Consider the following 21,238-nt stretch of genomic DNA (forward strand, 5'->3'; position numbering starts at 1 on the left):
CTTTTCGTTGATGGACGTTACCGTTTTCAGGTCATTCCAAGTGTTTTCAGTTTGCGGTGCAAGGCGGACCGTTCCATGCCGACGAATTCTGCCGTCCTCGAGATGTTGCCGTCAAATCGCTTTATCTGGGCCTGCAGGTATTCCCGCTCGAAGATCTCGCGTGCTTCGCGCAGAGGCACCGACATCAGATGCTCGCCCGTTCCGGACGTCGGCAGGTTCGGCAGTGTCTCCCCGATCTCCGCCGGCAGCAGGTCCGCGGTAATCGTGCTGTCGGGTTCACCCCGGCTCAGGATCATCAGCCGCTCGACGTTGTTGCGCAACTGCCGAACGTTCCCGGGCCAGTCATGGGTTTGCAGCACCGCCATCGCATCGTCTCCGATCGGGCGGAGCGGAATCCCCGATGCAGCCGAAATCTGTTCCATGAAATGATGCACCAGCACCGGTATGTCCTCACGCCGTTCCGCAAGTCCCGGCACCCTGAGCGGCACCACGCTGAGCCGGTGGTAGAGGTCCTGGCGGAAGAGACCGGAGGCAATATGTTCCTCGAGGTTCTTGGACGTGGAAGACAGGATCCGGATGTCGACCTGGACTTTCTGCGTCCCGCCGACCCGCGCAAAACTCTGCTCGACGAGCACCCTGAGGATCTTTCCCTGCGTCTCGGCCGGCATGTCCGCGACTTCGTCGAGATAGAGCGTGCCCCCGTGCGCTTCCTCCAGTGCGCCAATCTTCCGAAGATTGCCGTTTTCATCCTCGATGCCGAAAAGCTCCTCCTCCATGCGCGCTGGCGTGATGGTGGCGGCGTTCAGGACGACGAAGGGGCTCTTCATCCGGGGGGACTGGTCGTGGATCATCCGCGCCGCCCGTTCCTTGCCGGCACCGGACGGGCCGACAATCAGGATCCGGCTGTTCGTTCCGGAAATCTTCTGGATAGTCTGCCGAAGGTTGTGTGCGGCCGAGGAACCGCCGATGATTTCGCTGGTCTCGCCGCTGCGTTGCTTGAGATCCCGGATCTCGCGCTTCAGGCTGGACGCCTCGAGCGCCCGCTCGACGATATGAACGAGCCGGTCGGCCTTGAACGGTTTTTCGATGTAGTCATAGGCACCGCGCTTGATCGCGGACACGGCCGTTTCGATATTGCCGTGACCGGAGATGATCACCACCGGCAGGTCGGGATCGGTTTCCTTCAGAACGTCAAGCAGCGCCAGGCCGTCCAGCCGGCTCCCCTGCAGCCAGATGTCCAGGATCACCAAAGAAGGTTTGCGCTCCTTGACGGCCGCGAGCGCACTGTCGGAATCATGTGCCGTCCGAGTCCCGTAGCCATCGTCGTCCAGGATGCCTGCAATCATCTCCCGGATATCGGTTTCGTCATCTACAACTAGAATATCATGCGCCATGAGCTGTCACTGCTTGCTCTTGTTCGTCGCTCTCCGTTTCGGCCTCGGCAGAAGCTGCCAGAGTGAGCCGCACCAGAGTGCCTGTTGCATCAGGGGTTGATTTCGGGGCGTCCAGCAATTCGACGCCACCGCCGTGGTCTTCCATAATCTTCCGGACAATCGCCAGGCCCAGGCCCGTGCCCTTCTCCCGCGTCGTCATGTAAGGCTCCAGCAATCGGCTGCGGTTTTCCTCAGGCAGCCCGACACCATTGTCGATCACGTCGACGACGATCCGTCCCGGCGTTTCGTCGGATTCTCCGCGCAAACGGACAAGAACCTGTCCTTTCGGCAAGTCGTCGCCGGCCCGGGCGGCAACGGCCTCGGTCGCATTCTTGACCACGTTCGTGAACGCCTGTCCGACGAGACGCGGATCGAAGACGGCGGTCACCGCGGTCTCGGGAACATCGGCGGTGACCGAAATTTCCGGATTGGCGACCGATTGCATGAAGGCTGCATCCCTCACCGCTTCGCGGAGATCGGAGCTGATCTTGTTGGGCTTGCGCATGCGGGCAAAGGAGGAGAATTCATCGACCATCTGCCCGATATCGCCCACCTGCCGGACAATGGTGTCAATGCACTGGTCGAAGACCTCCCGGTCTTCTTCGATGCGCTTGCCGTAGCGGCGGCGAATGCGTTCCGCCGACAGCTGGATCGGGGTCAGCGGGTTCTTGATCTCGTGGGCGATCCGGCGCGCGACATCGGCCCAGGCGGAATTCCGCTGCGCCGAGACGAGATCGGTTATGTCATCCAGCGTCACCACGAAGCCATGCTCGCGCCGCGTCGACTGCTCGCTGGTTATGCGCACGTTCAGCGTCCGCAGCCGTCCGTTCCGCGTCACCTCGATCTGCGTTTCGGGCAGTTTTTCCGTACTGTTTTCAAGAGCGCCGTCTATGCATTCGGCAAGCTCGGGAACGACCTCCGTCAGCGGCCTGTTGAGGATCTGAACCTCATCGAGCTGCAGCAGTTCGAGCGCGGAGCGGTTGATCAGCATGATCGACGCCTCGTCGTCAACACCGATCACGCCGGTCGACACCCCGGACAGGACCGCCTCGTTGAACCTGCGCCGCCGGTCGATCTGCTCGTTGGCGGCAAGCAGGGCGTCCCGCTGGCCGAGAAGCTGTCCGGTCATCTTGTTGAACGTCAGTCCGAGATTGGTCAGGTCACCACCGGATTTCTCCGTCTGCACCTTGACCGCAAGGTTCCCCTTGGACACCTCGTCGGCGGCCGATATCAGCACCCGGATCGGAGAAACAAGACGGTTTGCGAAACCGAAGCCGATCCAGATCGCCGACAACAGCAGGATAAGCGCAACCCCGAGATAGACCAGCGCGAACGCAACCTGGACGCCAAAACGGCTGTTTTCCATCTGCTGGTACTGCGACGCTCCGGTTTCCGCCAGGCGCAGGTACTCGACCACCCGCGGATCGATCACACGAACGGCGTAGAGGTAGAAATTGTCGTATGCCGAGAGCTTCATAACGCCGCCGACGAGATTCGAACTCCCCGGTGCGATCAGGATGGGATCGCCCGACTGGGCCTTGAAGAAACTGTCCGCGGGCGGAAGCGGTATCTGCGCGTTCGGATCGAGAATGACCCGCGTGACCACGTCGCCGTTCTCATCGAGGATCATTGCGCCGAGAATACCGCGTAGCGATACCTGTGTCGCAAAGAACTGATCAAACCGTGTCGGTTCGAATTCATAGATTGCCTTTGCCCGGTCGATGTCTTTTGTCATGGCGATCAGGTCGCCCCTGAGGACGCGCGCATGTTCCTGCAAATAGGCCTGCGCAACAGTCAGGGCATTGTCGATGATCTGCCTGGTGCGGTCCTCGAACCATCGATCCAGCCCCCGGTCGAGCGTTACGGCCGCCAGAATTGCCATCATGACGGCCGGAACGGCGGCAACAAGGCTGAACAGGGCAACGACTCGGACATGCAGTCGTGCAGCCGCCCGACCACGCCGGCGCGCCTGCCAGAGCTTGTAGATTTCAACGGAAACCACACCCAGCAGAACGGCCGCCAACGCACCGTTGATGGCCATCGCCGTCATGATGACCTCTCGGGTGGGATCGACGGATGTCAAACCCATGAGAATGACGAACGTGATCGCAATCGAGATCAGCGCAACCACCATGACGGCAAGCCCGGCACGCCGCCAAAGCTTGCCCGAAGCGCTGGATTGCACCACGGATTGCTGAACTGTCTCCAGTATCATGCAGCCTCTAAAACACTGCAAACCACGGAATAATTGCGGCTTGCCAAAACATTCGCTGCAAACTTATCACACAATGTTGCGAAATTGCGACAGACCTGTGCCCCGCCGTCATTTTGCAGTGGAAGATCTTGAGGCCACGGTCGGTTTTCCGGAAAACTCAGCGCCCCGGACGGCTTGAAATCAACAAGGATGTGCTGAATGCGCTCACCTGGCGGAGCGCATCACCTGGATATCGAGATCCCTGATCTTCTTGCGCAGGGTGTTCCGGTTCACCCCGAGAAGCTCGGCCGCCTTGATCTGATTGCCGCGTGTTGCGGCCAAAGCGGCGCTGATGAGCGGGTATTCCACCTCCCGCAGGATGCGGTGATAGAGACCGGGAGGCGGAAGGGCCTCGCCGAAAGTGTCGAAATAGCCCGAAAGGTATTTCTCGACCGAGCCCCCCAGATTGACATTCTCACTCACTTCCTCGGAACTCGAAACGGCGCTGGGCTGGCTCAGTTCCTGGTCGAGAAGACTCTCACTGATCACGTCCTGCGGATAAAGCGCCGCCAGGCGCCGCACGAGGTTTTCAAGCTCGCGCACATTGCCCGGCCAGCGGTAGCGCCGCAGCATGTTGAGCGCTCCGACGTCGATCTGTTTTGCCTGCAGACCCTCCTTCTCCACGAGCGAGAAGAAGTGCCGCACCAGGTCCGGGATGTCCTCGACGCGTTCACGCAGCGGCGGCAACCGGATCGGAACCACGTTGAGCCTGAAATAGAGATCTTCCCGGAACAGACCCTGGTTGATCAGGTGGCGCAGATCCTTGTTGGTCGCGGCAACAATGCGCACGTCCGTCTTGATCGGTGTCCGTCCACCGACGGTGGTGTATTCACCCTGCTGCAAGACGCGCAGCAACCGTGTCTGTGCCTCCATCGGCATATCGCCGATCTCGTCGAGAAACAGCGTGCCGCCGTCAGCCTGCTCGAACCGGCCCGAACTCCGGTTTTGCGCGCCGGTAAAGGCTCCCTTCTCATGACCGAACAGCTCGGCCTCGATCAGGTCCCGCGGAATGGCCGCCATGTTGATGGCGACGAACGGGCCGTTCCGTCTCTTTCCGTAGTCATGCAATGCGCGCGCGACGAGTTCCTTGCCCGTGCCCGATTCCCCGTTGATCATCACCGTCAGATCGGTCTGCATCAGCCGCGCAAGAATGCGGTAGATTTCCTGCATGGCCGGCGAGCGGCCCACAAGCGGCATCCCTTCGCCGGCATCTTCGATGTCGAGCGCCGGTCTTTTCTTGGGCTCCTCGAGCGCCCGCTGCACGATGTTGGTGAGTTCCTTCAGATCGAAGGGCTTCGGCAGATATTCGTAGGCGCCCTTTTCGGACGCCTTGATCGCCGTCATGAACGTGTTCTGGGCGCTCATGACCAGCACCGGCAACTCCGGGCGCATCTTTTTCATCCGCGGCAGAACATCGAAAATATTCTCGTCCGGCATCACGACGTCGGTGATGACGAGATCGCCATCCCCGGATGAAACCCACCGCCAGAGCGTGGAGGCATTCGACGTCAGCCGGACCGTGTACCCGGCCCTCGAGAGGGCCTGGTTGAGTACGGTGCGGATCGCCGCGTCATCATCTGCAACAAGGATCGTACCTGTCGGCATCGTTATTCTGTTCCCTCGCTCGCCGTGTCGGAGTCTGGCGTCGTTTCGCCGGAATACGCAGGCATTAGGATGCGAAAAATGGTTCTCTCGCGCTGGCTGTCACACTCGATGACACCGCCATGATCGCCGATAATCTTTGCAACGAGCGCCAGGCCCAGGCCGGACCCGTTGGTCTTCGTCGTGATGAAAGGTTCGAAAAGATGCGGCAGGAGGTCATCGGGAACGCCCGGACCGTTGTCCTGCACACAGAATTCGAGCGGTAGGCTGACCCGCTGCTCTGTTCCGGGCACCGAAAGGCGGACGCCCGGGCGAAACGCTGTCGAGATCCGGATCTCGCCGTCGGGGTCGTCTCCGATCGCCTCGCTCGCGTTCTTCACAAGATTGAGAAACACCTGAATGAGCTGGTCCTTGTTGGCAAAGACCGGCGGCAGCGACGGATCGTAGATCTCCACGATCCTCTTGTTCCGGGCGAACCCGTTGTCGGAAAGACTTTTCACCCTGTCGAGGACGACGTGAATGTTGACCGGTTCGCGCTCGATCGGTCTCTCGTCGGAAAAGACTTCCATCCGATCGACAAGTTTCACGATCCGGTCGGTCTCGTCCATGATGAGCCGGGTCAGCGAGCGGTCGTCATCGACCACGGATTGCTCCAGCAGCTGCGCGGCACCGCGAATGCCGGAGAGCGGGTTCTTGATTTCGTGCGCCAGCATCGCTGCAAGTCCGGTCACGGTGCGCGCCGCCCCCCTGGAGGTGAGCTGCCGGTCGATTTTCTCCGCCATGGTCCGTTCCTGAAACATCAGGACCACGGCACCGGGCCGGTCCGAAACCGGCGCGGCATTGATGTCGACCATCTTCGGTGCACCGATGCGCGGTGACCCGATATCGACCTTGTATTCATTGACGGGCGCCGCGCGTTCGCGCACCTGTTCGATCAGGGTGAGCAGCGGACTGCCGAAGGGCACGAAATCGCTGATCGGGTGCCGCCGCAAGACGGACGCGCTGGACCGCATGAAGATTTCAGCGGCCATGTTCGCCGACTCAATGACACCGTCGGGCGCCACGAGCAGTACCGGGTGCGGAAGCGCGTCGAGAATGGTCGGACCATCACTCGCGAGCATGGCAATGCGGCCCGTTTCAACACTCACTTCGCTCACGCCGCTATCCGATCGTTGGATGTTGAGAACCAGTCGATGATCAATCGCAGCACTTCGGCAGGCGAATTGGATGTCATGAGAATCCGTCTCTCGTTGGCCGGACATTGGCTTGCCCCGCGGGTGACGGCGTCATCGAGATACCAACCCAGGTGTTTTCGGGCGATCCGGACCCCGGCAATTTCCCCGTAGTGGCTCAGCATGTCCTCGTAGTGTCCGGCGACAAGATCCGCGAGCGCCTGCCCGGAAGGGGCTTCGAGGTGCTCGCCGGTTGCCAGATAGTGTCCCACGTGGCCGGGCAGCCAGGGCCGGCCATAGGCACCGCGCCCGATCATGATCCCGTCGGACCCGCTCACGGACAGCATGGTTTCCGCGTCCTCGACGGACTTGCAGTCTCCGTTTGCAATCAGCGGAATTGAGATCACGTCCTTCACGTCCCGAATGGCATGCCAGTTCGCGGTTCCCTTGTAGAATTGGCACCGCGTTCTGCCGTGAACCGTAACAAGCCGAACGCCGGCGTTTTCGGCCCTGCGCGCCAGGTCTGCGGCATTCAGGGACGTGTCGTCCCAGCCGAGGCGCATCTTGACCGTGACCGGAATATCGACCGCGGCCACCGTTGCATCAATCAGGGTCAGGGCATGATCCAGATCCCGCATCAATGCGGAGCCGGAATAACCGGACGTGACCTTCTTTGCCGGGCACCCCATGTTGATATCGATTACATCAGCACCAAGACCGGCAATGACCTTCGCCGCCTCGCCCATCCAGCGGGCTTCCCTGCCAGCCAGTTGCACCACGTGCAACCCGCTCTCCTGGGCCTCGGCGCGCATCTGCGTTTCCGCGTCCCCTTTCACGAAGGTTTCGCTGGCGACCATTTCACTGACGACCATACCGGCGCCGAACCGGGCGGCCAGCCGGCGAAACGGCAGATCGGTGACACCCGACATGGGAGCCAGAACGGCCCGGTTGGAAAGTGTATGCGGTCCTATGGAAAGAGTGTTCGAGACTATCGACACACAGTTCTCTTTTCTGCTCATTACCTGTGCAAAACGCCAATTGCCTATATTGTAGCCAATTTGCGCATCGCAACAAGTCTAAATTTGCTTATTGATACGGTTCATCGTTAATGGCCGTCAGCGTTTTTCGCTTCAATTGCCTTCGAGGAGACAACAATGAACAAAACGGCCGCCGCATTGATCGTCGCGGCAGGACGTGGAACGCGCCTTTCGGACCCGGACAATCGCCAGCCGAAGCAATACAAGACGATTGCCGGACGTCCGATCCTGTCTCATACACTGGACGTCTTCCTGAATCATCCTCGAATCGCAAAAATTCTGACGGTCATACATGCAGATGACACCATGCTTTATGGTGAGGCTGTCGCTGCAGCGCGCTCTGGAGTTGATGGCAAGGAACTGATGACGGCGATCGGCGGCGACACCCGGCAACAGTCCGTGCTGGCCGGTTTGAAGGCGCTTGAGGGCGCCAGCTGCGACTACGTGCTCATTCACGATGCTGCGCGCCCCTTCGTCTCCGAAACGGTGATTGACGGCATTCTTGCAAGATTGGACGAGGGTGCGGAGGGCGTGCTCGCGGCTGTTCCGGTTGTCGACACGCTGAAACGGTGCGGCAACGCAGACGGGCGAATGCAGACGGTCGATCGAAGCAGCTTGTGGGCAGCGCAGACACCGCAGGCTTTTCCGTTCGGGGCGATCCTGGCAGCCCATGTGAACGCCGCCGAAGACGGCCGGCATGACTTTACCGACGATACCGGTCTGGCCGAATGGGCCGGCATGACTGTAGAACTGAGCGACGGCGATCCGGCAAATTTCAAGATCACCACGCGGCAGGATCTGGCGCGCGCTGAAGGACAGGTGAAACAAATTCCGATGAAGCAGGAAACCCGCACACGCCCGCGGCTGTCAGAGTTGTTGGATGTCCGAACCGGCATCGGATACGACGTTCATGCGTTTGAACCCGGAGAGGCCATTGTACTTGGCGGCGCAACCATTCCCCACGACAGGAAACTCAAGGGGCACTCCGACGCGGATGTTGTGTTACATGCGATTACGGATGCCACGCTTGGTGCGATCGGTGACGGTGACATCGGCAGCCATTTTCCGCCAAGTGATCCCGAGTGGAAAGGCGCTTCCTCGGATCGGTTCCAATGCGATGCGATCGATCGGTTGACGAAGCTTGGCGGACGGCTTGCCCATATCGACGTCACCATCGTCTGTGAAGAACCCAGGATCGGCCCGCACCGGGAAAGCATCAGACAGACAATCGCCGAGATCTGTGATGTTCCGGTCTCACGGGTGTCCGTCAAGGCAACGACATCCGAGCGGCTCGGCTTCACCGGGCGCAGGGAAGGCATCGCGGCACTTGCGAGCGTGACGGTTCGTCTGCCGCTTCCAGAAGACGAGTGAATAGACAATGAAGGATAATCGTCCGGCAAATCTCGATGACCTTGCCCCCCTGACCCGGGAGGTTCTGGAAGAACTGAAGGACCAGGGCAAAATGATCGCTACGGCCGAATCGTGCACCGGCGGTCTGATTTGTGCCGCCCTTACGGAGATTGCAGGCTCGTCGGTGGCGGTGGACCGGGGGTTCGTGACCTATTCGAACGAGGCGAAGACAGACCTTGTCGGGGTTCCGGCGAGCCTCATCGCGCGTGAGGGTGCGGTCAGCAAGGATGTAGCAATCGCCATGGCTGAAGGCGCGCTGGCGCGTTCGAACGGCGATATCTCGGTCTCGGTCACCGGTATCGCGGGACCTGGCGGCGGGTCCGAGCACAAGCCTGTCGGCACGGTCCACATAGCGGTTGCAGCCACCGGCAGTCCGACACAGCATTTTCACTGCTGGTTCGCCGATCACGGCCGTCAATCCATACGACTTGAGACCGTGAAGACTGCCCTAACGTCAGTTCTAAATGCACTCAAGGCGGCAAAATCTCATTAACGATCGAATGTGTTCGCGCTGGCGTTGGATGGCATTTGCCCGTATGACTTACGTTGGGTTGAACATCGGTTGTTTTCACAAATGAATTTACGTCTCGCGACATGTCTTGCCGCGCTTTGTGCCGCCACCGCTTCGCATGCGGACTCTCTGCCGAAGCCTGGCGACTACTACCTGATTTCGAGAGATCATGCCGGCAAGTTCCTTGGCAGCCACAAACTGTTCAAGGAGGAAAGCGACGAAACGAAGCAGGTCACATACTGCGGACGTGAGTATTTCGTACGTGACAGCTCCGTCGCCTGGACAGAGCTGGAGGCGGAGTTCGGCCACGTCGTTCATGTGGAATTCAACTTCGGCAAGGGATGGCGTCCGATTTGCGCCAATCCAGAGCGCGAGGTCACGCTTGCCGATATCGGAGTTTCCCTGGACGCGAGAGAAGTTTTGGCCGGCGTATCGACAGCCCCCTCGACTGCGAGCCGGCTGGCGACGATCGGCGCCATGTTCCGGACCAGTGTGTTTGAGGACTCCAAGAGTGGCCTCGGCATGTGACCGGCCTAGGCCGCTTGGAACACGCAGGTGAAGTCTTGAATGAATGCGCGTTTTACGAGCGCTTAAATTTTTAATAAAACACCCGTGCGGCTTTCAATCCGATAGTGAACTTCGCCCCCTACCCTGAGAACAAACGCTTAAAATTTCGCTGGACTTACCGACACGCAAGCGGCTTCGCGGCAGGGACAACAGACAATGCAATTTCAGAAAATCATACTCACGATCGGCTTTCTCCTCATTTCATCGACACATGCAGGCGCGCAGGGCGAAATCCCCAAGGTTGGCGACACCTACATCATTTCCAGGGATGACGGCCGGAACTTTCGCGGCTCGCACCGGATCTACAACAGACCGGCCGAGGGCCTCGTTGAGGTCGAATACTGCAACCGGTCCTACTGGGTAAGATACGCCACGGTCGCCTGGACCCAGCTTGAAGTGGAAAACAGCTACAAGGTGCGGGTCGAATTCAACTGGGGCAAGGGCTGGCGGCCGATTTGCGACCATCCCGAGGAACAGGTGACACTGGAGGGGCTCGGCATTTCCGACGACCCCCGGGTTGTCGTTCAAAATGGCGGAGCCTCCGTCGACAAGGCCAACCGATTTGCTGCAATCCGGGATGCCTTCATGTCGCAGGGTAAGGACAAGGCGGCCAAATCGTTTCATGAAGAATGAGTCGAATCGTTACCAATTCGGTAACGGACGGGTAAACAAAATGGCCTAAAACTCATGTGGTGGGGCGAACCTTGGTTCGGGAGAGGAGCACACACATGAAGCGCTCTTTCACTTGTCTGGCGATTTGTGCGCTGACGGGTACCTGCTGCGCAACGGCGGTTTACGCCCAGAACGACTTCTATATCCGGTCGGAACATTCGAACGGCGAATTCACGGGTTTTCACGAGATCCTGACCGAGCCCAAGGATGGTTACCATCAGGCCAGCTACTGTGATCGAGTCTTCTGGGTATCTGCGGGTACCGTCATCTGGACAGAAGAAGAGAACGCGGCAGGCCGTACGCTTGTCCTTGAGGAAAATGACGGCAAGAGCCGCACCATCGTCTGCAAGGACAATGATGCCTTCGTAACACTGGACGAACTGGGTCTCTCGGAGAAGGAAGTCGCAAAGATACGGGCGGAAAACGAGCCGCTCGACATGAAGTCGAGCCGTCTGCGCACGATCCGGGACGCCTTCAAGCAATACAAGTGACGCAGACTTATCGTCCGATGCTCTAAACGCCGTAGACGTCGTCCGCGCGTGCTTCGAAGGCACTGGAGAATTTCCGGAACGCCTTGTCGAACATCACACCCATCAGAGACCCGAGCGTGCGGCTCTTGAACTCGTAGGTGATGAAGAAACCGACATTGCACGCCCCTTCCCCGGCCTCCTCGAACGTCCACTTGTTTTCGAGATGCTTGAACGGGCCATCCAGGTACTCGACAAGGATCACCTGATCGTCGGGCCGCAATTCAACCCGGCTCGTGAACGTTTCCTTGAACAGCTTGTAAGCCACCGTCATGTCTGCGACGAGAACCGTCCGGCCGCCGTCGAGCTGCTTTCTGCCCCGCACGTGAAGGTCCTGGCAGAGCGGAACGAACTGGGGATACTTTTCAACGTCAGCGACGAGACGGAACATGTCGTCCGCCTTGTGATTGACTTTGTGCGTTGAAGAAAAACTCGGCATGCGGCGTTTCTGCGTCCGTTCAATGACCAAGCTTGGCTTTTCGTGCTGCACGCAAGTCTGCAAAGTCTTCGCCCGCGTGATGGGAAGACCGTGTCAGCGGACTTGCGGAAACCTTCAGAAAGCCCTTTGCATAGGCGATCCGCTCATAGCCCTTGAACTCCTCCGGCGTCACGAAAGACATCACCGGATGGTGTTTCTTGGAAGGCTGCAGGTACTGGCCAACCGTCAGGAAATCCACATCGGCTGCCCGCAGATCGTCCATGAGCTGCAGAACCTCGTTGCGGACCTCGCCCAGGCCGACCATGATGCCGGACTTGGTGAACATTTCCGCATCAAGCTCCTTTGCCTTTTGAAGCAGGCGGATGGAATGGAAATAGCGGGCACCGGGCCGGACCGTGAGATACTTGGACGGAACGGTTTCCAGGTTGTGATTGAACACATCCGGCTTTGCTTCGACCACGATCTCAAGCGCACCGTCTTTCCTGAGAAAGTCTGGTGTCAGGACCTCCACCGTGGTCGACGGAGAGGTCTTCCGGATCGCTGCGATCACATCCGCAAAGTGCCGGGCGCCCCCGTCGTCGAGATCGTCCCGGTCCACCGACGTGATGACCACGTGTTCCAGTCCCATGGTCGCAACGGCGTCCGCGACACCCTGCGGCTCCTTCGGATCAACCGGCCCCGGCATCCCCGTTCTGACGTTGCAGAAGGCACAGGCGCGCGTGCAGGTATCGCCGAGGATCATGAAACTGGCGTGTTTTTTGGACCAGCACTCGCCGATGTTCGGACATCCGGCCTCTTCACAGACGGTCACCAGGTTGTTCTCGCGCACCACGTTCTGGGTTTCGCGGTAGACCGGTGACGTCGGCGCCTTCACGCGTATCCATTTCGGCTTGCGCTGCACCGGATTGTCCGGACGGTGTTCCTTCTCCGGATGGCGCGGGCGCACATCGGATTTTTCCTGCGGGCGATTGAGCGTGTCTACGATCGTAACCATGGGACCTAAGTGTCGTTATTCCTATGAAAGGTCAAGACATATCGGCGCTGCGTCAGCTATGTGCTGAGCGCAGGCCTTAACAATTCGGAAAACCTCTGGCGTGCCGTTTCCGACAGCGGCAGGGATTTTCGCGTCGCATCGTCCATCTGGACAATCACGGTCATTGCCTGGGCGGCCGGACGTCCATCCTGATAGACACGCTGAATGAGCTTGAAGGAACTGCGGCCGATTTCCTTGACCGCGGTACCGATCTGAACGTCCCCGGGCCAGTTGATCTCCGACAGGAAGTCGAGCTCGAGCCGTGCGATCACGAATGACGCCCCTTCACACATCAGCTCGTCACCGAACAGCAGCTCGACCCTGCCCGTTTCCAGAAAGGTGTTGAACACCGCATTGTTGACATGTCCCTGCCGGTCTGTGTCCGCATATCGCAGCTTGTCGGTCGTGATCAGCGGAAAGACGCTTATGTCCGGTTCGGTGCCCTTTTTTGACGACTGTGGCGGTTTGTCCGAAACGACGTAGATATAGGCGGGGACGTCGCCTGCTTCCGTACGCACCAGTGTCTCTATGCGCTCATATCCTTCGCCTTCGAAGGCATCCAGCCGGTCCCAGTGCTCGACCAGCTCGGAAGATTCAAATACGAGAACCTCGATGGTCTGGCCCTCGGGATCAAGCACCAGTCCGGGAAAACCGAGCGCGGCTCCCCAGCCCGACTGAACAAGCCGGCCCCGCACGCTTCCCTCGCGCCAGCGGCCGGGAATATCGGCGAGTTGCGCATGGTTCGCACGCCCGGGGGCAAGTGTCCCGTATGTGGCAAGCCTGTAGTCCGGCGTTTCCAGCTGTCTTTCCATCAATTGCTCATGCTCCCCGTCAATCGGTCTGTCCCCACGCAAGGATCAGGGAAGCTGCCGCGATGCCGCGGCCGACCGGACATGTGCGGCATTCACTTGAAGACCTTCTTCCAGATAAAAAGAAACAGGATCGCGCCGACGATGGCGACGATCAGACGGTCGATGACACCGCCCGCCAGGTTCAGATTGAGTATCGATGCCAGCTCTCCGCCGAGAAGCGCACCGATCAGGCCAACGACGAGACTGCCGAGAAAGCCGCCCCGGCTGTTGAGGACACGATGGGCGACGGCACCGGCGATCAGACCAATTATGGCGGATATTATCAGCCCCATTCCTGTTCCTTCTCAGACATTCGTTCGGGCAATCTATGTGGCGCAAAATCAGGCGAGGATTCGTGCAATCAATACGACAACGACAGCGCCAATTGCGGCTACGAGGATTTCGTTCAGATAGGCGTTGCCAAGGTCGATGTTGATCCCGACGAATTTGAAAATGAACCCGCCGACAAACGCACCGATGATCCCGGTAATCAGGTAGCGTATCAAGCCACCGCCACCGACCAGGATGCTGGCGAGCCAGCCTGCGATGATGCCGATCGCAACCCAGATCAGAATTGCTTCTGTTTCCATGACAACCCTCCCACGTCAGTCATTCGCACCGGAACCGTGTTCCGCCCGGTCCAGGACCTCAGTGTAGCTGAACCCGGTCGTATCACAACTCACCGTGACGACCTCAAGGGCGCTGCCGGCGAAAAAACGGGCCGGTTTGGACAGCTCGAGACCGAACACGATCCCCTCATGCAACACGCATTTGGCTGTCAGTTTCCGCTTTGGAGCCTCAAGCGTCACATTGATGAAATGTGTCCCGGTGCGGAACGGTGCGTCCAGAAGGTCCTCCGCATGTGGTCGATAGTAGCGGAAACAGGGAATGCGTCCCTCTGCCTGCCTTTCGATGAAAAATCGCCGCGAAAGCTGCCGGCGGGCGCGGTCGGCCTGGTCCGGCGGCAGCCACCCAACGGCCGCATCGAGGATCTTTGCCTCGTGCGGCCTGAGCGACCAGCTCCCTTCCCGGCAGACATACCTCAATCCATCCAGGAGATAGGCAAACACGGGTGACGCCTCCGCTCGACGTGGGGACCCCGCACGGACACGGGGCCGCCGGATGGCCGGACTACATGTTCAGCACGCGTCCATAGGCATCGAGCACCGACTCCTTCATCATTTCCGAGAGCGTCGGATGCGGGAAAACCGTGTGCATGAGGTCTTCTTCCGTTGTCTCCAGGTTCATGGCGACAACATAGCCCTGGATCAGTTCGGTCACCTCGGCGCCGACCATATGCGCTCCCAGGAGCTGCCCTGTCTTGGCATCGAAGATCGTCTTGATGAGCCCATCCGGCTCACCGAGCGCAATCGCCTTGCCGTTCCCGATGAACGGGAAGCGCCCGACCTTGATGTCGTAGCCGGCTTCCTTGGCTTTCGGCTCGGTCAGACCGACGGACGCGACCTGGGGATGACAGTAGGTGCATCCCGGGATCATCGACTTGTCCATTGCGTGAACATCCTTGCCGGCGATCTTTTCAACGCAGATGACACCTTCGTGTTCCGCCTTGTGCGCGAGCATCGGCGGCCCGGCGACATCGCCGATGGCATAGATGCCCGGGACACTGGTGCGGCCATAGCCATCGATCACCACACAGCCGCGGTCGGTTTTGACACCCAGTTCCTCGAGACCGAGATTTTCGATGTTGCCGACGACACCGACTGCCGAAATCAGCTTTTCGGCTGTCAGGTCCTGCTTCTTGCCGTCTTTGGTCTCCACGGTCGCCGTGACACCTTTGGCGCTTTTCTTGACCTGGGAAACCTTGGCTTCAAGCAGGAACTTGATGCCCTGTTTTTCCATCTGCTTCTTGGCAAGCGCGGAAATTTCGGGATCCTCGACCGGCATGATGGTCGGCATCATCTCGATGACCGTCACATCTGCGCCCATGGTCTTGTAGAACGAGGCAAACTCGATACCGATCGCACCCGATCCCATCACGATCAGGGACTTGGGCATGGACGGGGGCACCATGGCCTCGAAATAGGTCCAGATGTCCTTCCCGTCCGGCTCGATGCCCGGAATGACGCGCGGACGCGCACCGGTCGCCACGATGATGTGCTTCGCCTTGTAGACGCCCTCGCCCTTCGTGCCTTTCGGCGCGGGGTGCTGGGGTTCCATCGCCTTCTTGGAGGTCTTCGAAACGGTGACCTCGCCGGCCTTGGTCACCTTGCCCTCGCCCCAGATGATGTCGACCTTGTTCTTCTTCATCAGGAAGCCGACGCCGCCGGCAAGCTGCCCGGATACGCCGCGGGACCGGCTGACAACGGCTGCCGGATCGAACGAGATCTTCTCGGCGGACAGGCCGTAGTTCTTGGCATGCTGCATGTAGTGGTAGATTTCGGCGGACCGCAAAAGCGCCTTGGTCGGGATACAGCCCCAGTTGAGGCAGATGCCTCCCATGTGCTCGCGTTCGACGATCGCGGTCTTGAAACCGAGCTGCGCGGCACGGATTGCGGTCACGTAACCACCCGGCCCGGAGCCGATGATGATCACATCGTAGTTGGTATCAGCCATGGTGTTCTTCCCCGGCGAAAGAAATCATCGTTCAGATACGGCGCGGCATCATCACCGCGCCGCAGAACATGCATCAGACCAGCATGCTCATCGGGTTTTCGATGTAGCCCTTGAAGGCGCCCAGCAACTGCGCACCAAGTGCACCGTCGACGCAGCGGTGGTCCGTGGAGAGCGTCACCGTCATGACCGTGGCGATCGCCACCGCATCGTTCTTGACGACGGCGCGCTTCTCGCCGGCTCCAACGGCAAGGATGGTCGCGTGCGGCGGGTTCACGACCGCCGAGAAGTCCTTCACGCCCATCATGCCCATGTTGGAAACGGCTGTGGTGCCGCCCTGGTACTCTTCGGGCTTCAGCTTGCGCTCTTTTGCCCGTTTGCCCAGGTCCTTCATCTGGTTGGAGATGACGGACAGCGGCTTTTCTTCCGCCCGCCGGATGATCGGGGTGATCAGTCCGCCCGGGATCGAAACGGCAACGCCGACATCCGCATGCTTGTGCATGACCATGTTCTCGTCGGTCCACGAAACATTCGCGTCCGGAACATCGCGCAACGCCAGTGCCAGGGCCTTGATGGTCATGTCATTCACCGACAGCTTGTAGGCAGGCTTGCCGTCCTTGTCGGTTGCAGCAGCACCGTTGAGCTGCGCCCGCAGCGCCAAAAGCGCGTCGAGTTCACAGTCGACCGACACATAGAAATGCGGGATCGTCTGCTTGGACTCCGTCAGGCGTTTCGCGATCGTCTTGCGCATGCCGTCATGCGGCACGAGTTCGTAGGAATCCTCGTCGAACAGCTTCAGAACCTGATCCGCGGACGGCCCTGTTGCAGGTGCCGGCGCAGATGCTGCCGCCTTCGGCGCTTCGGCTGCCGGGGCAGCCTTTCCGGTTCCTGCCGCTATGGCTGCCTCGATGTCGCGCTTGACGATCCGGCCATGCGGACCGGTGCCTGTAAGCGCAGCGAGATCAAGACTGTTCAGCTTGGCAAGGCGCCGCGCAAGCGGCGAGGCAAAAATGCGCGAGCCGTCATTGGTGACAGGCGCCGGACCCGCAGGTGCGGGCGCTGCTGCAGCAGGTGCAGCCGCGGCCGGCGCTTCAGCCGGTGCGGCAGCAGCAGCAGGTGCCGGGCTGGCAGAGGCCGTGTCGATGGATCCGGCATCCTCGCCGTCCTCAAGAAGCACGGCGATCAGTTCGTTGACCTTGACCCCGGCGGTGCCTTCGGGAACCACGATCTTGCCGACCGTTCCCTCGTCCACGGCCTCGACTTCCATCGTGGCCTTGTCGGTCTCGATCTCCGCGATGACATCGCCGGCGGAAACCTGGTCGCCTTCCTTGACCAGCCATTTGGCAAGGTTGCCCTCTTCCATGGTCGGAGAAAGGGCCGGCATGGTGATATTGATTGGCATGTCCGTCTCCCTCGCCTCAGGCTGTGTACGTCACGGCCTTGACCGCTTCGATGACTTCCGGAACGCTCGGCAATGCAAGCTTTTCAAGATTTGCCGCGTAAGGCATCGGTACGTCCTTGCCGGTCACGCGCAGGATTGGCGCATCCAGATAGTCGAAGGCCTGTTCCTGCACCTGGAAGGCGATCTCGGAGGAGACCGAACACATCGGGAAAGCTTCCTCGATCGTGACGATCCGGCCCGTTTTCCGGACGGAAGCAAGCACCGTTTCGATATCGAGCGGACGGATCGTGCGCAGGTTGATGACTTCCGCGGAAATGCCCATTGCGGCAAGTTCGTCGGCGGCCTGCAACGTGTAGGTCATGCCGATGCCCCAGGAGACGAGCGTGACGTCCGTGCCACCTCGTTCAACCTTCGCTTTCCCGATCGGCAGAACGAAATCGTCCATGTCCGGGATCTCGAACGAATGCCCGTAAAGGATCTCATTCTCCAGGAAAATGACCGGGTTCGGATCGCGGATGGCTGCTTTCAGCAGGCCTTTCGCGTCAGCCGCAGAATACGGCTGGACCACCTTGAGGCCCGGCACATGCGCATACCAGGACGCATAGTCCTGCGAGTGCTGTGCACCGACGCGGGCCGCCGCACCGTTCGGGCCGCGGAAGACGATCGGCGCTCCCATCTGTCCGCCGGACATGTAGAGCGTCTTGGCTGCCGAGTTGATGATCTGATCGATCGCCTGCATGGCGAAGTTGAAGGTCATGAACTCGACGATCGGCTTCAGCCCCGCCATCGCGGCACCGACGCCGAGGCCGGTGAAACCGTGTTCGGTGATCGGTGTATCGATCACGCGCTTTGCGCTGAATTCATCCAGGAGGCCCTGGGTGATCTTGTAGGCACCCTGGTATTCGGCAACTTCCTCGCCCATGACGAAGACATCGGCGTCGCGGCGCATTTCTTCGGCCATCGCATCGCGCAGCGCTTCACGCACCGTGGAGCTTTTCATGGCAGTTCCCGCCGGAATTTCAGGGTCTTCGGCAGGTTCCGACACGACCGGGGCGGCAGGCGCCGCGGGTGCGCTCGGTGCTTCGGCTGCAGCAGGGGCCGGCGCGGCGGCGGCAGGCGCAGCGGCAGCTGCATCGATCGCACTTGCATCTTCCCCTTCGCCGAGAAGCACGGCGATCTTCTCGTTGACCTTGACGTTGTCCGTCCCTTCCGGAACCAGGATCTTGCCAAGCGTTCCCTCGTCGACCGCCTCGACTTCCATCGTGGCCTTGTCGGTTTCGATCTCGGCGATCACGTCGCCTGCGGTAACGGCGTCGCCCTCGGCCTTGAGCCACTTGGCGAGCTTGCCCTCTTCCATCGTCGGCGAGAGCGCCGGCATCAAAATATCAATCGGCATATTTTCCCCCGGCCTTAGAGCAGAATGTCCGTGTAGAGTTCAGACGCATCCGGCTCCGGATCGTTCTGTGCGAATTCGGCGGCTTCGGCAACGCGCGCGCGCACGTCCTTGTCGATGGCCTTGAGATCGTCTTCCGACGCCCAGCCCTTCTCGATCAGACGCGCCCGGACCTGTTCGATCGGGTCGTGCTCCGTCCGCATCTTCTGGACTTCGTCCTTGGAGCGGTACTTGGCCGGATCCGACATCGAGTGGCCACGATACCGGTAGGTGATCATCTCCAGAATGTAGGGACCCTTGCCGTCACGGCACCAGGCAAGCGCCTTGTCGGAGGCCGCTTTGACCGCGCGCACATCCATGCCGTCGACCTGCTCGCCCGGAATACCGAAGGACGCACCGCGCTGGGAGAGGTCCGTGGTCGCGGACGCACGCGAGACGCTCGTGCCCATGCCGTACTTGTTGTTCTCGATCACGTAGACGACCGGAAGCTTCCACAGTTCGGCCATGTTGAAGCTTTCATAGACCTGGCCCTGGTTGGAGGCGCCATCGCCGAAGAACGCCATGGAGACATTGCCGTTCTCGCGATACTTGTTCGCGAATCCGAGACCGGTGCCAAGCGACACCTGTGCGCCCACGATGCCGTGCCCGCCGTAGAAATGCTTTTCCTTGGAAAACATGTGCATGGAGCCGCCCTTGCCCTTGGACAGGCCGCCGCGGCGTCCGGTGAGCTCGGCCATGACCGCACCCGGATCGAGATCCATTGCCAGCATGTGGCCGTGGTCGCGATAGCCGGTGATCATCTGATCGCCGTCCTTCTTGGCCATCTGCATACCGACGACGACAGCTTCCTGCCCGATATACAAATGACAAAAACCGCCGATGAGGCCCATGCCGTACAATTGTCCGGCTTTTTCCTCGAATCGGCGGATCAGAAGCATTTCACGGTAAGCGTGGAGTTCATCGTCCTTGTCGAACTCGGCGATCGCAGGCTTCGCCTTCTTGGCGGTGCTGCGGGTCCGGCTGGCGCTCTTGGAGCGAGCGGAAGTGGTCTTTGATGCTGTGGCCATAACCCTCTTCTCGGCGTGACGTTTCCCCTAAGACAGGTAGCTGCAACTTATCCTGTTGCACATGTCAATCCAATCATATTTAACGGGACATATGAAGCGATTTAAGTCGCTGAAAAAGTGAAATAAATTTAATTTTAACTGGAATTTTGTTAACACGCAAAAATGAACTGAAAATCAGTTCACTTCGTAACGGCGGCCGGGACGCAGCACGACCAGTTCGTTCGCATGCACGAGATTGAGGTTCAGCCGCGCGCGCTCGTCGAGCATATCAGGATCGAGACTTTCCGGGCGGAGCAGGCTGACACGGGCAACCAGTTCCTGGCGCTCGGCAATCAGGTCTTCCAGATCTGATTCCAATTCCGAAACCTGGCTTTCGATCATGGCGCGCCCGACCATTCCAAGCTCCCCGCTCATGGCATGGAACCCGAAATAACCAAGGGCCGCAATGGCAATTGCAGGCGTGATGAGACGGCGGAGGAAGGATTGTTTTCGCTGACGTGTCGCTGCTCGGGGCACTCTTGAGGACCTTGACGCTGTACTGATGGCCGCTTGGTGTCACCACTATGCGAGGTTAGGTTTAATAGAGTCTTGAGATTGCTATTCAAATGCATCCAAATTTCGGGAAAGCCGGAGCGAGCCGATGGATCCGCATGAAACCGAGCGCGACACCATGATACGCGAGCAATTGGAACGCCGCGGCCTTGAAAATCCGCGCGTTCTTGCCGCGATGCGTGCGGTTCCAAGGCACCTTTTCGTGAAGAGCAGCCTCCAGGAACATGCCTACGACGATAGGCCGCTGACCATCGGCTTCTATCAGACAATCTCCCAGCCCTATGTGGTCGCCCTCATGTGCGATCTGCTTGAACTGAAGGAAACGGACGAGGTTCTGGAAATCGGTACCGGCTCCGGCTATGCGGCGGCTGTTCTTTCCAAACTGTGTGCGAGCGTGGTGACCATTGAGCGTATCCCGGAACTTGCGGAGAAGGCACGGGAAACACTGGCGCAAGCAGACTGTTCGAACGTCACCGTCCATTGCGGGGATGGAACACTGGGACTCCCTAAGGATTCGCCGTTCGACGCTATACTGGTTTCAGCGGCAGCGCCGTCTGTTCCGGAAAGTTACAAGCAACAACTGAGCATCGGTGGCCGGCTTGTAATCCCGGCTGGTCAATCGAGATCTGTCCAGTCGCTTTACCGGGTTCGCAAGAAATCCGACACCGAGTTCTCAACGGAAGATCTCGGCGGTGTCGCTTTTGTGCCTCTGATCGGTGAGGAAGGTTGGAGAGACGTCTGAAAG

The 21,238-nt window shown here is 59.7% G+C and carries 22 protein-coding genes; 6 read left to right on the plus strand and 16 right to left on the minus strand.

Annotated elements, in window-relative coordinates:
* Positions 1-26: 26 nt before the first annotated feature.
* From ACO07N_RS22215 to dusB, 5 genes are all read right to left on the minus strand, one after another.
* A complete protein-coding gene (locus tag ACO07N_RS22215; protein ID WP_421983116.1) occupies positions 27-1,394 on the minus strand; it encodes a sigma-54-dependent transcriptional regulator in 1,368 nt (455 codons plus the stop codon).
* Positions 1,384-3,648 (minus strand): ATP-binding protein, encoded by a 2,265-nt coding sequence (locus ACO07N_RS22220; protein ID WP_421983117.1) that lies wholly within the window; start codon positions 3,646-3,648, stop codon positions 1,384-1,386. The genes ACO07N_RS22215 and ACO07N_RS22220 overlap by 11 nt, the downstream gene beginning before the upstream one ends.
* Positions 3,649-3,852: 204 nt before the next feature.
* Positions 3,853-5,292 (minus strand): nitrogen regulation protein NR(I), encoded by a 1,440-nt coding sequence (gene ntrC, locus ACO07N_RS22225; protein ID WP_319382246.1) that lies wholly within the window; start codon positions 5,290-5,292, stop codon positions 3,853-3,855.
* Between the two features lie 2 nt (positions 5,293-5,294).
* Positions 5,295-6,410, minus strand: coding sequence for a two-component system sensor histidine kinase NtrB (locus ACO07N_RS22230; protein WP_421984477.1), 1,116 nt, complete (start codon positions 6,408-6,410; stop codon positions 5,295-5,297).
* A gap of 32 nt (positions 6,411-6,442) precedes the next feature.
* Positions 6,443-7,480 carry a tRNA dihydrouridine synthase DusB gene (dusB, locus tag ACO07N_RS22235; RefSeq protein WP_421983118.1) on the minus strand — a complete coding sequence of 346 codons (1,038 nt, stop codon included), beginning with the start codon at positions 7,478-7,480 and terminating at the stop codon, positions 6,443-6,445.
* Positions 7,481-7,615: 135 nt separating this feature from the next.
* Here dusB and ACO07N_RS22240 point away from each other — a divergent pair, with 135 nt between their 5' ends.
* From ACO07N_RS22240 to ACO07N_RS22260, 5 genes are all read left to right on the plus strand, one after another.
* Complete coding sequence (locus ACO07N_RS22240; protein WP_421983119.1) at positions 7,616-8,869, plus strand: bifunctional 2-C-methyl-D-erythritol 4-phosphate cytidylyltransferase/2-C-methyl-D-erythritol 2,4-cyclodiphosphate synthase; 1,254 nt, start codon at positions 7,616-7,618, stop codon at positions 8,867-8,869.
* A 7-nt stretch (positions 8,870-8,876) separates the two neighbouring features.
* The gene (locus ACO07N_RS22245) at positions 8,877-9,401 is read left to right on the plus strand and encodes a CinA family protein (RefSeq protein WP_421983120.1); all 525 of its coding nucleotides are present in this window, start codon (positions 8,877-8,879) and stop codon (positions 9,399-9,401) included.
* 81 nt (positions 9,402-9,482) lie between these two features.
* The gene (locus tag ACO07N_RS22250) at positions 9,483-9,947 is read left to right on the plus strand and encodes a hypothetical protein (protein ID WP_421983121.1); all 465 of its coding nucleotides are present in this window, start codon (positions 9,483-9,485) and stop codon (positions 9,945-9,947) included.
* A 195-nt stretch (positions 9,948-10,142) separates the two neighbouring features.
* Positions 10,143-10,619: a hypothetical protein gene (locus ACO07N_RS22255; protein WP_421983122.1), complete on the plus strand. Its 477-nt coding sequence runs from the start codon at positions 10,143-10,145 to the stop codon at positions 10,617-10,619.
* A 95-nt stretch (positions 10,620-10,714) separates the two neighbouring features.
* A complete protein-coding gene (locus ACO07N_RS22260; protein ID WP_421983123.1) occupies positions 10,715-11,149 on the plus strand; it encodes a hypothetical protein in 435 nt (144 codons plus the stop codon).
* A gap of 22 nt (positions 11,150-11,171) precedes the next feature.
* Here the strand turns inward: ACO07N_RS22260 and ACO07N_RS22265 are convergent, their stop codons facing one another.
* The 11 genes from ACO07N_RS22265 to ACO07N_RS22315 all read right to left on the minus strand — a co-directional run bounded on the left by ACO07N_RS22265 (position 11,172) and on the right by ACO07N_RS22315 (position 20,457).
* On the minus strand, positions 11,172-11,624 hold the full coding sequence (locus tag ACO07N_RS22265) for a type II toxin-antitoxin system RatA family toxin (RefSeq protein WP_421983124.1): 453 nt from the start codon (positions 11,622-11,624) through the stop codon (positions 11,172-11,174).
* 19 nt (positions 11,625-11,643) lie between these two features.
* Positions 11,644-12,618 carry a lipoyl synthase gene (lipA, locus tag ACO07N_RS22270; protein ID WP_421983125.1) on the minus strand — a complete coding sequence of 325 codons (975 nt, stop codon included), beginning with the start codon at positions 12,616-12,618 and terminating at the stop codon, positions 11,644-11,646.
* 56 nt (positions 12,619-12,674) lie between these two features.
* A complete protein-coding gene (locus ACO07N_RS22275; protein ID WP_421983126.1) occupies positions 12,675-13,469 on the minus strand; it encodes a thioesterase family protein in 795 nt (264 codons plus the stop codon).
* A 92-nt stretch (positions 13,470-13,561) separates the two neighbouring features.
* A complete protein-coding gene (locus ACO07N_RS22280) occupies positions 13,562-13,801 on the minus strand; it encodes a GlsB/YeaQ/YmgE family stress response membrane protein (protein WP_306144076.1) in 240 nt (79 codons plus the stop codon).
* 48 nt (positions 13,802-13,849) lie between these two features.
* The gene (locus ACO07N_RS22285) at positions 13,850-14,098 is read right to left on the minus strand and encodes a GlsB/YeaQ/YmgE family stress response membrane protein (protein WP_421983127.1); all 249 of its coding nucleotides are present in this window, start codon (positions 14,096-14,098) and stop codon (positions 13,850-13,852) included.
* Between the two features lie 15 nt (positions 14,099-14,113).
* The gene (locus ACO07N_RS22290; protein ID WP_421983128.1) at positions 14,114-14,578 is read right to left on the minus strand and encodes a hypothetical protein; all 465 of its coding nucleotides are present in this window, start codon (positions 14,576-14,578) and stop codon (positions 14,114-14,116) included.
* Between the two features lie 61 nt (positions 14,579-14,639).
* Positions 14,640-16,082 carry a dihydrolipoyl dehydrogenase gene (gene lpdA, locus ACO07N_RS22295; RefSeq protein WP_421983129.1) on the minus strand — a complete coding sequence of 481 codons (1,443 nt, stop codon included), beginning with the start codon at positions 16,080-16,082 and terminating at the stop codon, positions 14,640-14,642.
* A gap of 73 nt (positions 16,083-16,155) precedes the next feature.
* Entirely contained in the window at positions 16,156-17,481 is a 1,326-nt protein-coding gene (locus tag ACO07N_RS22300) for a pyruvate dehydrogenase complex dihydrolipoamide acetyltransferase (protein ID WP_421983130.1), read from the minus strand.
* A gap of 16 nt (positions 17,482-17,497) precedes the next feature.
* A complete protein-coding gene (locus tag ACO07N_RS22305) occupies positions 17,498-18,877 on the minus strand; it encodes a pyruvate dehydrogenase complex E1 component subunit beta (protein ID WP_421983131.1) in 1,380 nt (459 codons plus the stop codon).
* Between the two features lie 14 nt (positions 18,878-18,891).
* On the minus strand, positions 18,892-19,941 hold the full coding sequence (pdhA, locus tag ACO07N_RS22310) for a pyruvate dehydrogenase (acetyl-transferring) E1 component subunit alpha (protein ID WP_421983132.1): 1,050 nt from the start codon (positions 19,939-19,941) through the stop codon (positions 18,892-18,894).
* 174 nt (positions 19,942-20,115) lie between these two features.
* A complete protein-coding gene (locus tag ACO07N_RS22315; RefSeq protein ID WP_421983133.1) occupies positions 20,116-20,457 on the minus strand; it encodes an FtsB family cell division protein in 342 nt (113 codons plus the stop codon).
* Positions 20,458-20,581: 124 nt separating this feature from the next.
* Here ACO07N_RS22315 and ACO07N_RS22320 point away from each other — a divergent pair, with 124 nt between their 5' ends.
* Entirely contained in the window at positions 20,582-21,235 is a 654-nt protein-coding gene (locus tag ACO07N_RS22320; RefSeq protein ID WP_421983134.1) for a protein-L-isoaspartate(D-aspartate) O-methyltransferase, read from the plus strand.
* Positions 21,236-21,238: the final 3 nt, after the last annotated feature.

Source organism: Roseibium sp. (assembly GCF_965229775.1).
Lineage (GTDB): Bacteria > Pseudomonadota > Alphaproteobacteria > Rhizobiales > Stappiaceae > Roseibium.

Bases quoted from the DNA above. Each gene is read 5' to 3' on its own strand.
- ACO07N_RS22215 (WP_421983116.1), bottom strand. From the start codon at position 1,394: ATGGCGCATGATATTCTAGTTGTAGATGACGAAACCGATATCCGGGAG.
- ACO07N_RS22220 (WP_421983117.1), bottom strand. From the start codon at position 3,648: ATGATACTGGAGACAGTTCAGCAATCCGTGGTGCAATCCAGCGCTTCG.
- ntrC (WP_319382246.1), bottom strand. From the start codon at position 5,292: ATGCCGACAGGTACGATCCTTGTTGCAGATGATGACGCGGCGATCCGC.
- ACO07N_RS22230 (WP_421984477.1), bottom strand. From the start codon at position 6,410: ATGCTCGCGAGTGATGGTCCGACCATTCTCGACGCGCTTCCGCACCCG.
- dusB (WP_421983118.1), bottom strand. From the start codon at position 7,480: ATGAGCAGAAAAGAGAACTGTGTGTCGATAGTCTCGAACACTCTTTCC.
- ACO07N_RS22240 (WP_421983119.1), top strand. From the start codon at position 7,616: ATGAACAAAACGGCCGCCGCATTGATCGTCGCGGCAGGACGTGGAACG.
- ACO07N_RS22245 (WP_421983120.1), top strand. From the start codon at position 8,877: ATGAAGGATAATCGTCCGGCAAATCTCGATGACCTTGCCCCCCTGACC.
- ACO07N_RS22250 (WP_421983121.1), top strand. From the start codon at position 9,483: ATGAATTTACGTCTCGCGACATGTCTTGCCGCGCTTTGTGCCGCCACC.
- ACO07N_RS22255 (WP_421983122.1), top strand. From the start codon at position 10,143: ATGCAATTTCAGAAAATCATACTCACGATCGGCTTTCTCCTCATTTCA.
- ACO07N_RS22260 (WP_421983123.1), top strand. From the start codon at position 10,715: ATGAAGCGCTCTTTCACTTGTCTGGCGATTTGTGCGCTGACGGGTACC.
- ACO07N_RS22265 (WP_421983124.1), bottom strand. From the start codon at position 11,624: ATGCCGAGTTTTTCTTCAACGCACAAAGTCAATCACAAGGCGGACGAC.
- lipA (WP_421983125.1), bottom strand. From the start codon at position 12,618: ATGGTTACGATCGTAGACACGCTCAATCGCCCGCAGGAAAAATCCGAT.
- ACO07N_RS22275 (WP_421983126.1), bottom strand. From the start codon at position 13,469: ATGGAAAGACAGCTGGAAACGCCGGACTACAGGCTTGCCACATACGGG.
- ACO07N_RS22280 (WP_306144076.1), bottom strand. From the start codon at position 13,801: ATGGGGCTGATAATATCCGCCATAATTGGTCTGATCGCCGGTGCCGTC.
- ACO07N_RS22285 (WP_421983127.1), bottom strand. From the start codon at position 14,098: ATGGAAACAGAAGCAATTCTGATCTGGGTTGCGATCGGCATCATCGCA.
- lpdA (WP_421983129.1), bottom strand. From the start codon at position 16,082: ATGGCTGATACCAACTACGATGTGATCATCATCGGCTCCGGGCCGGGT.
- ACO07N_RS22300 (WP_421983130.1), bottom strand. From the start codon at position 17,481: ATGCCAATCAATATCACCATGCCGGCCCTTTCTCCGACCATGGAAGAG.
- ACO07N_RS22305 (WP_421983131.1), bottom strand. From the start codon at position 18,877: ATGCCGATTGATATTTTGATGCCGGCGCTCTCGCCGACGATGGAAGAG.
- pdhA (WP_421983132.1), bottom strand. From the start codon at position 19,941: ATGGCCACAGCATCAAAGACCACTTCCGCTCGCTCCAAGAGCGCCAGC.
- ACO07N_RS22320 (WP_421983134.1), top strand. From the start codon at position 20,582: ATGGATCCGCATGAAACCGAGCGCGACACCATGATACGCGAGCAATTG.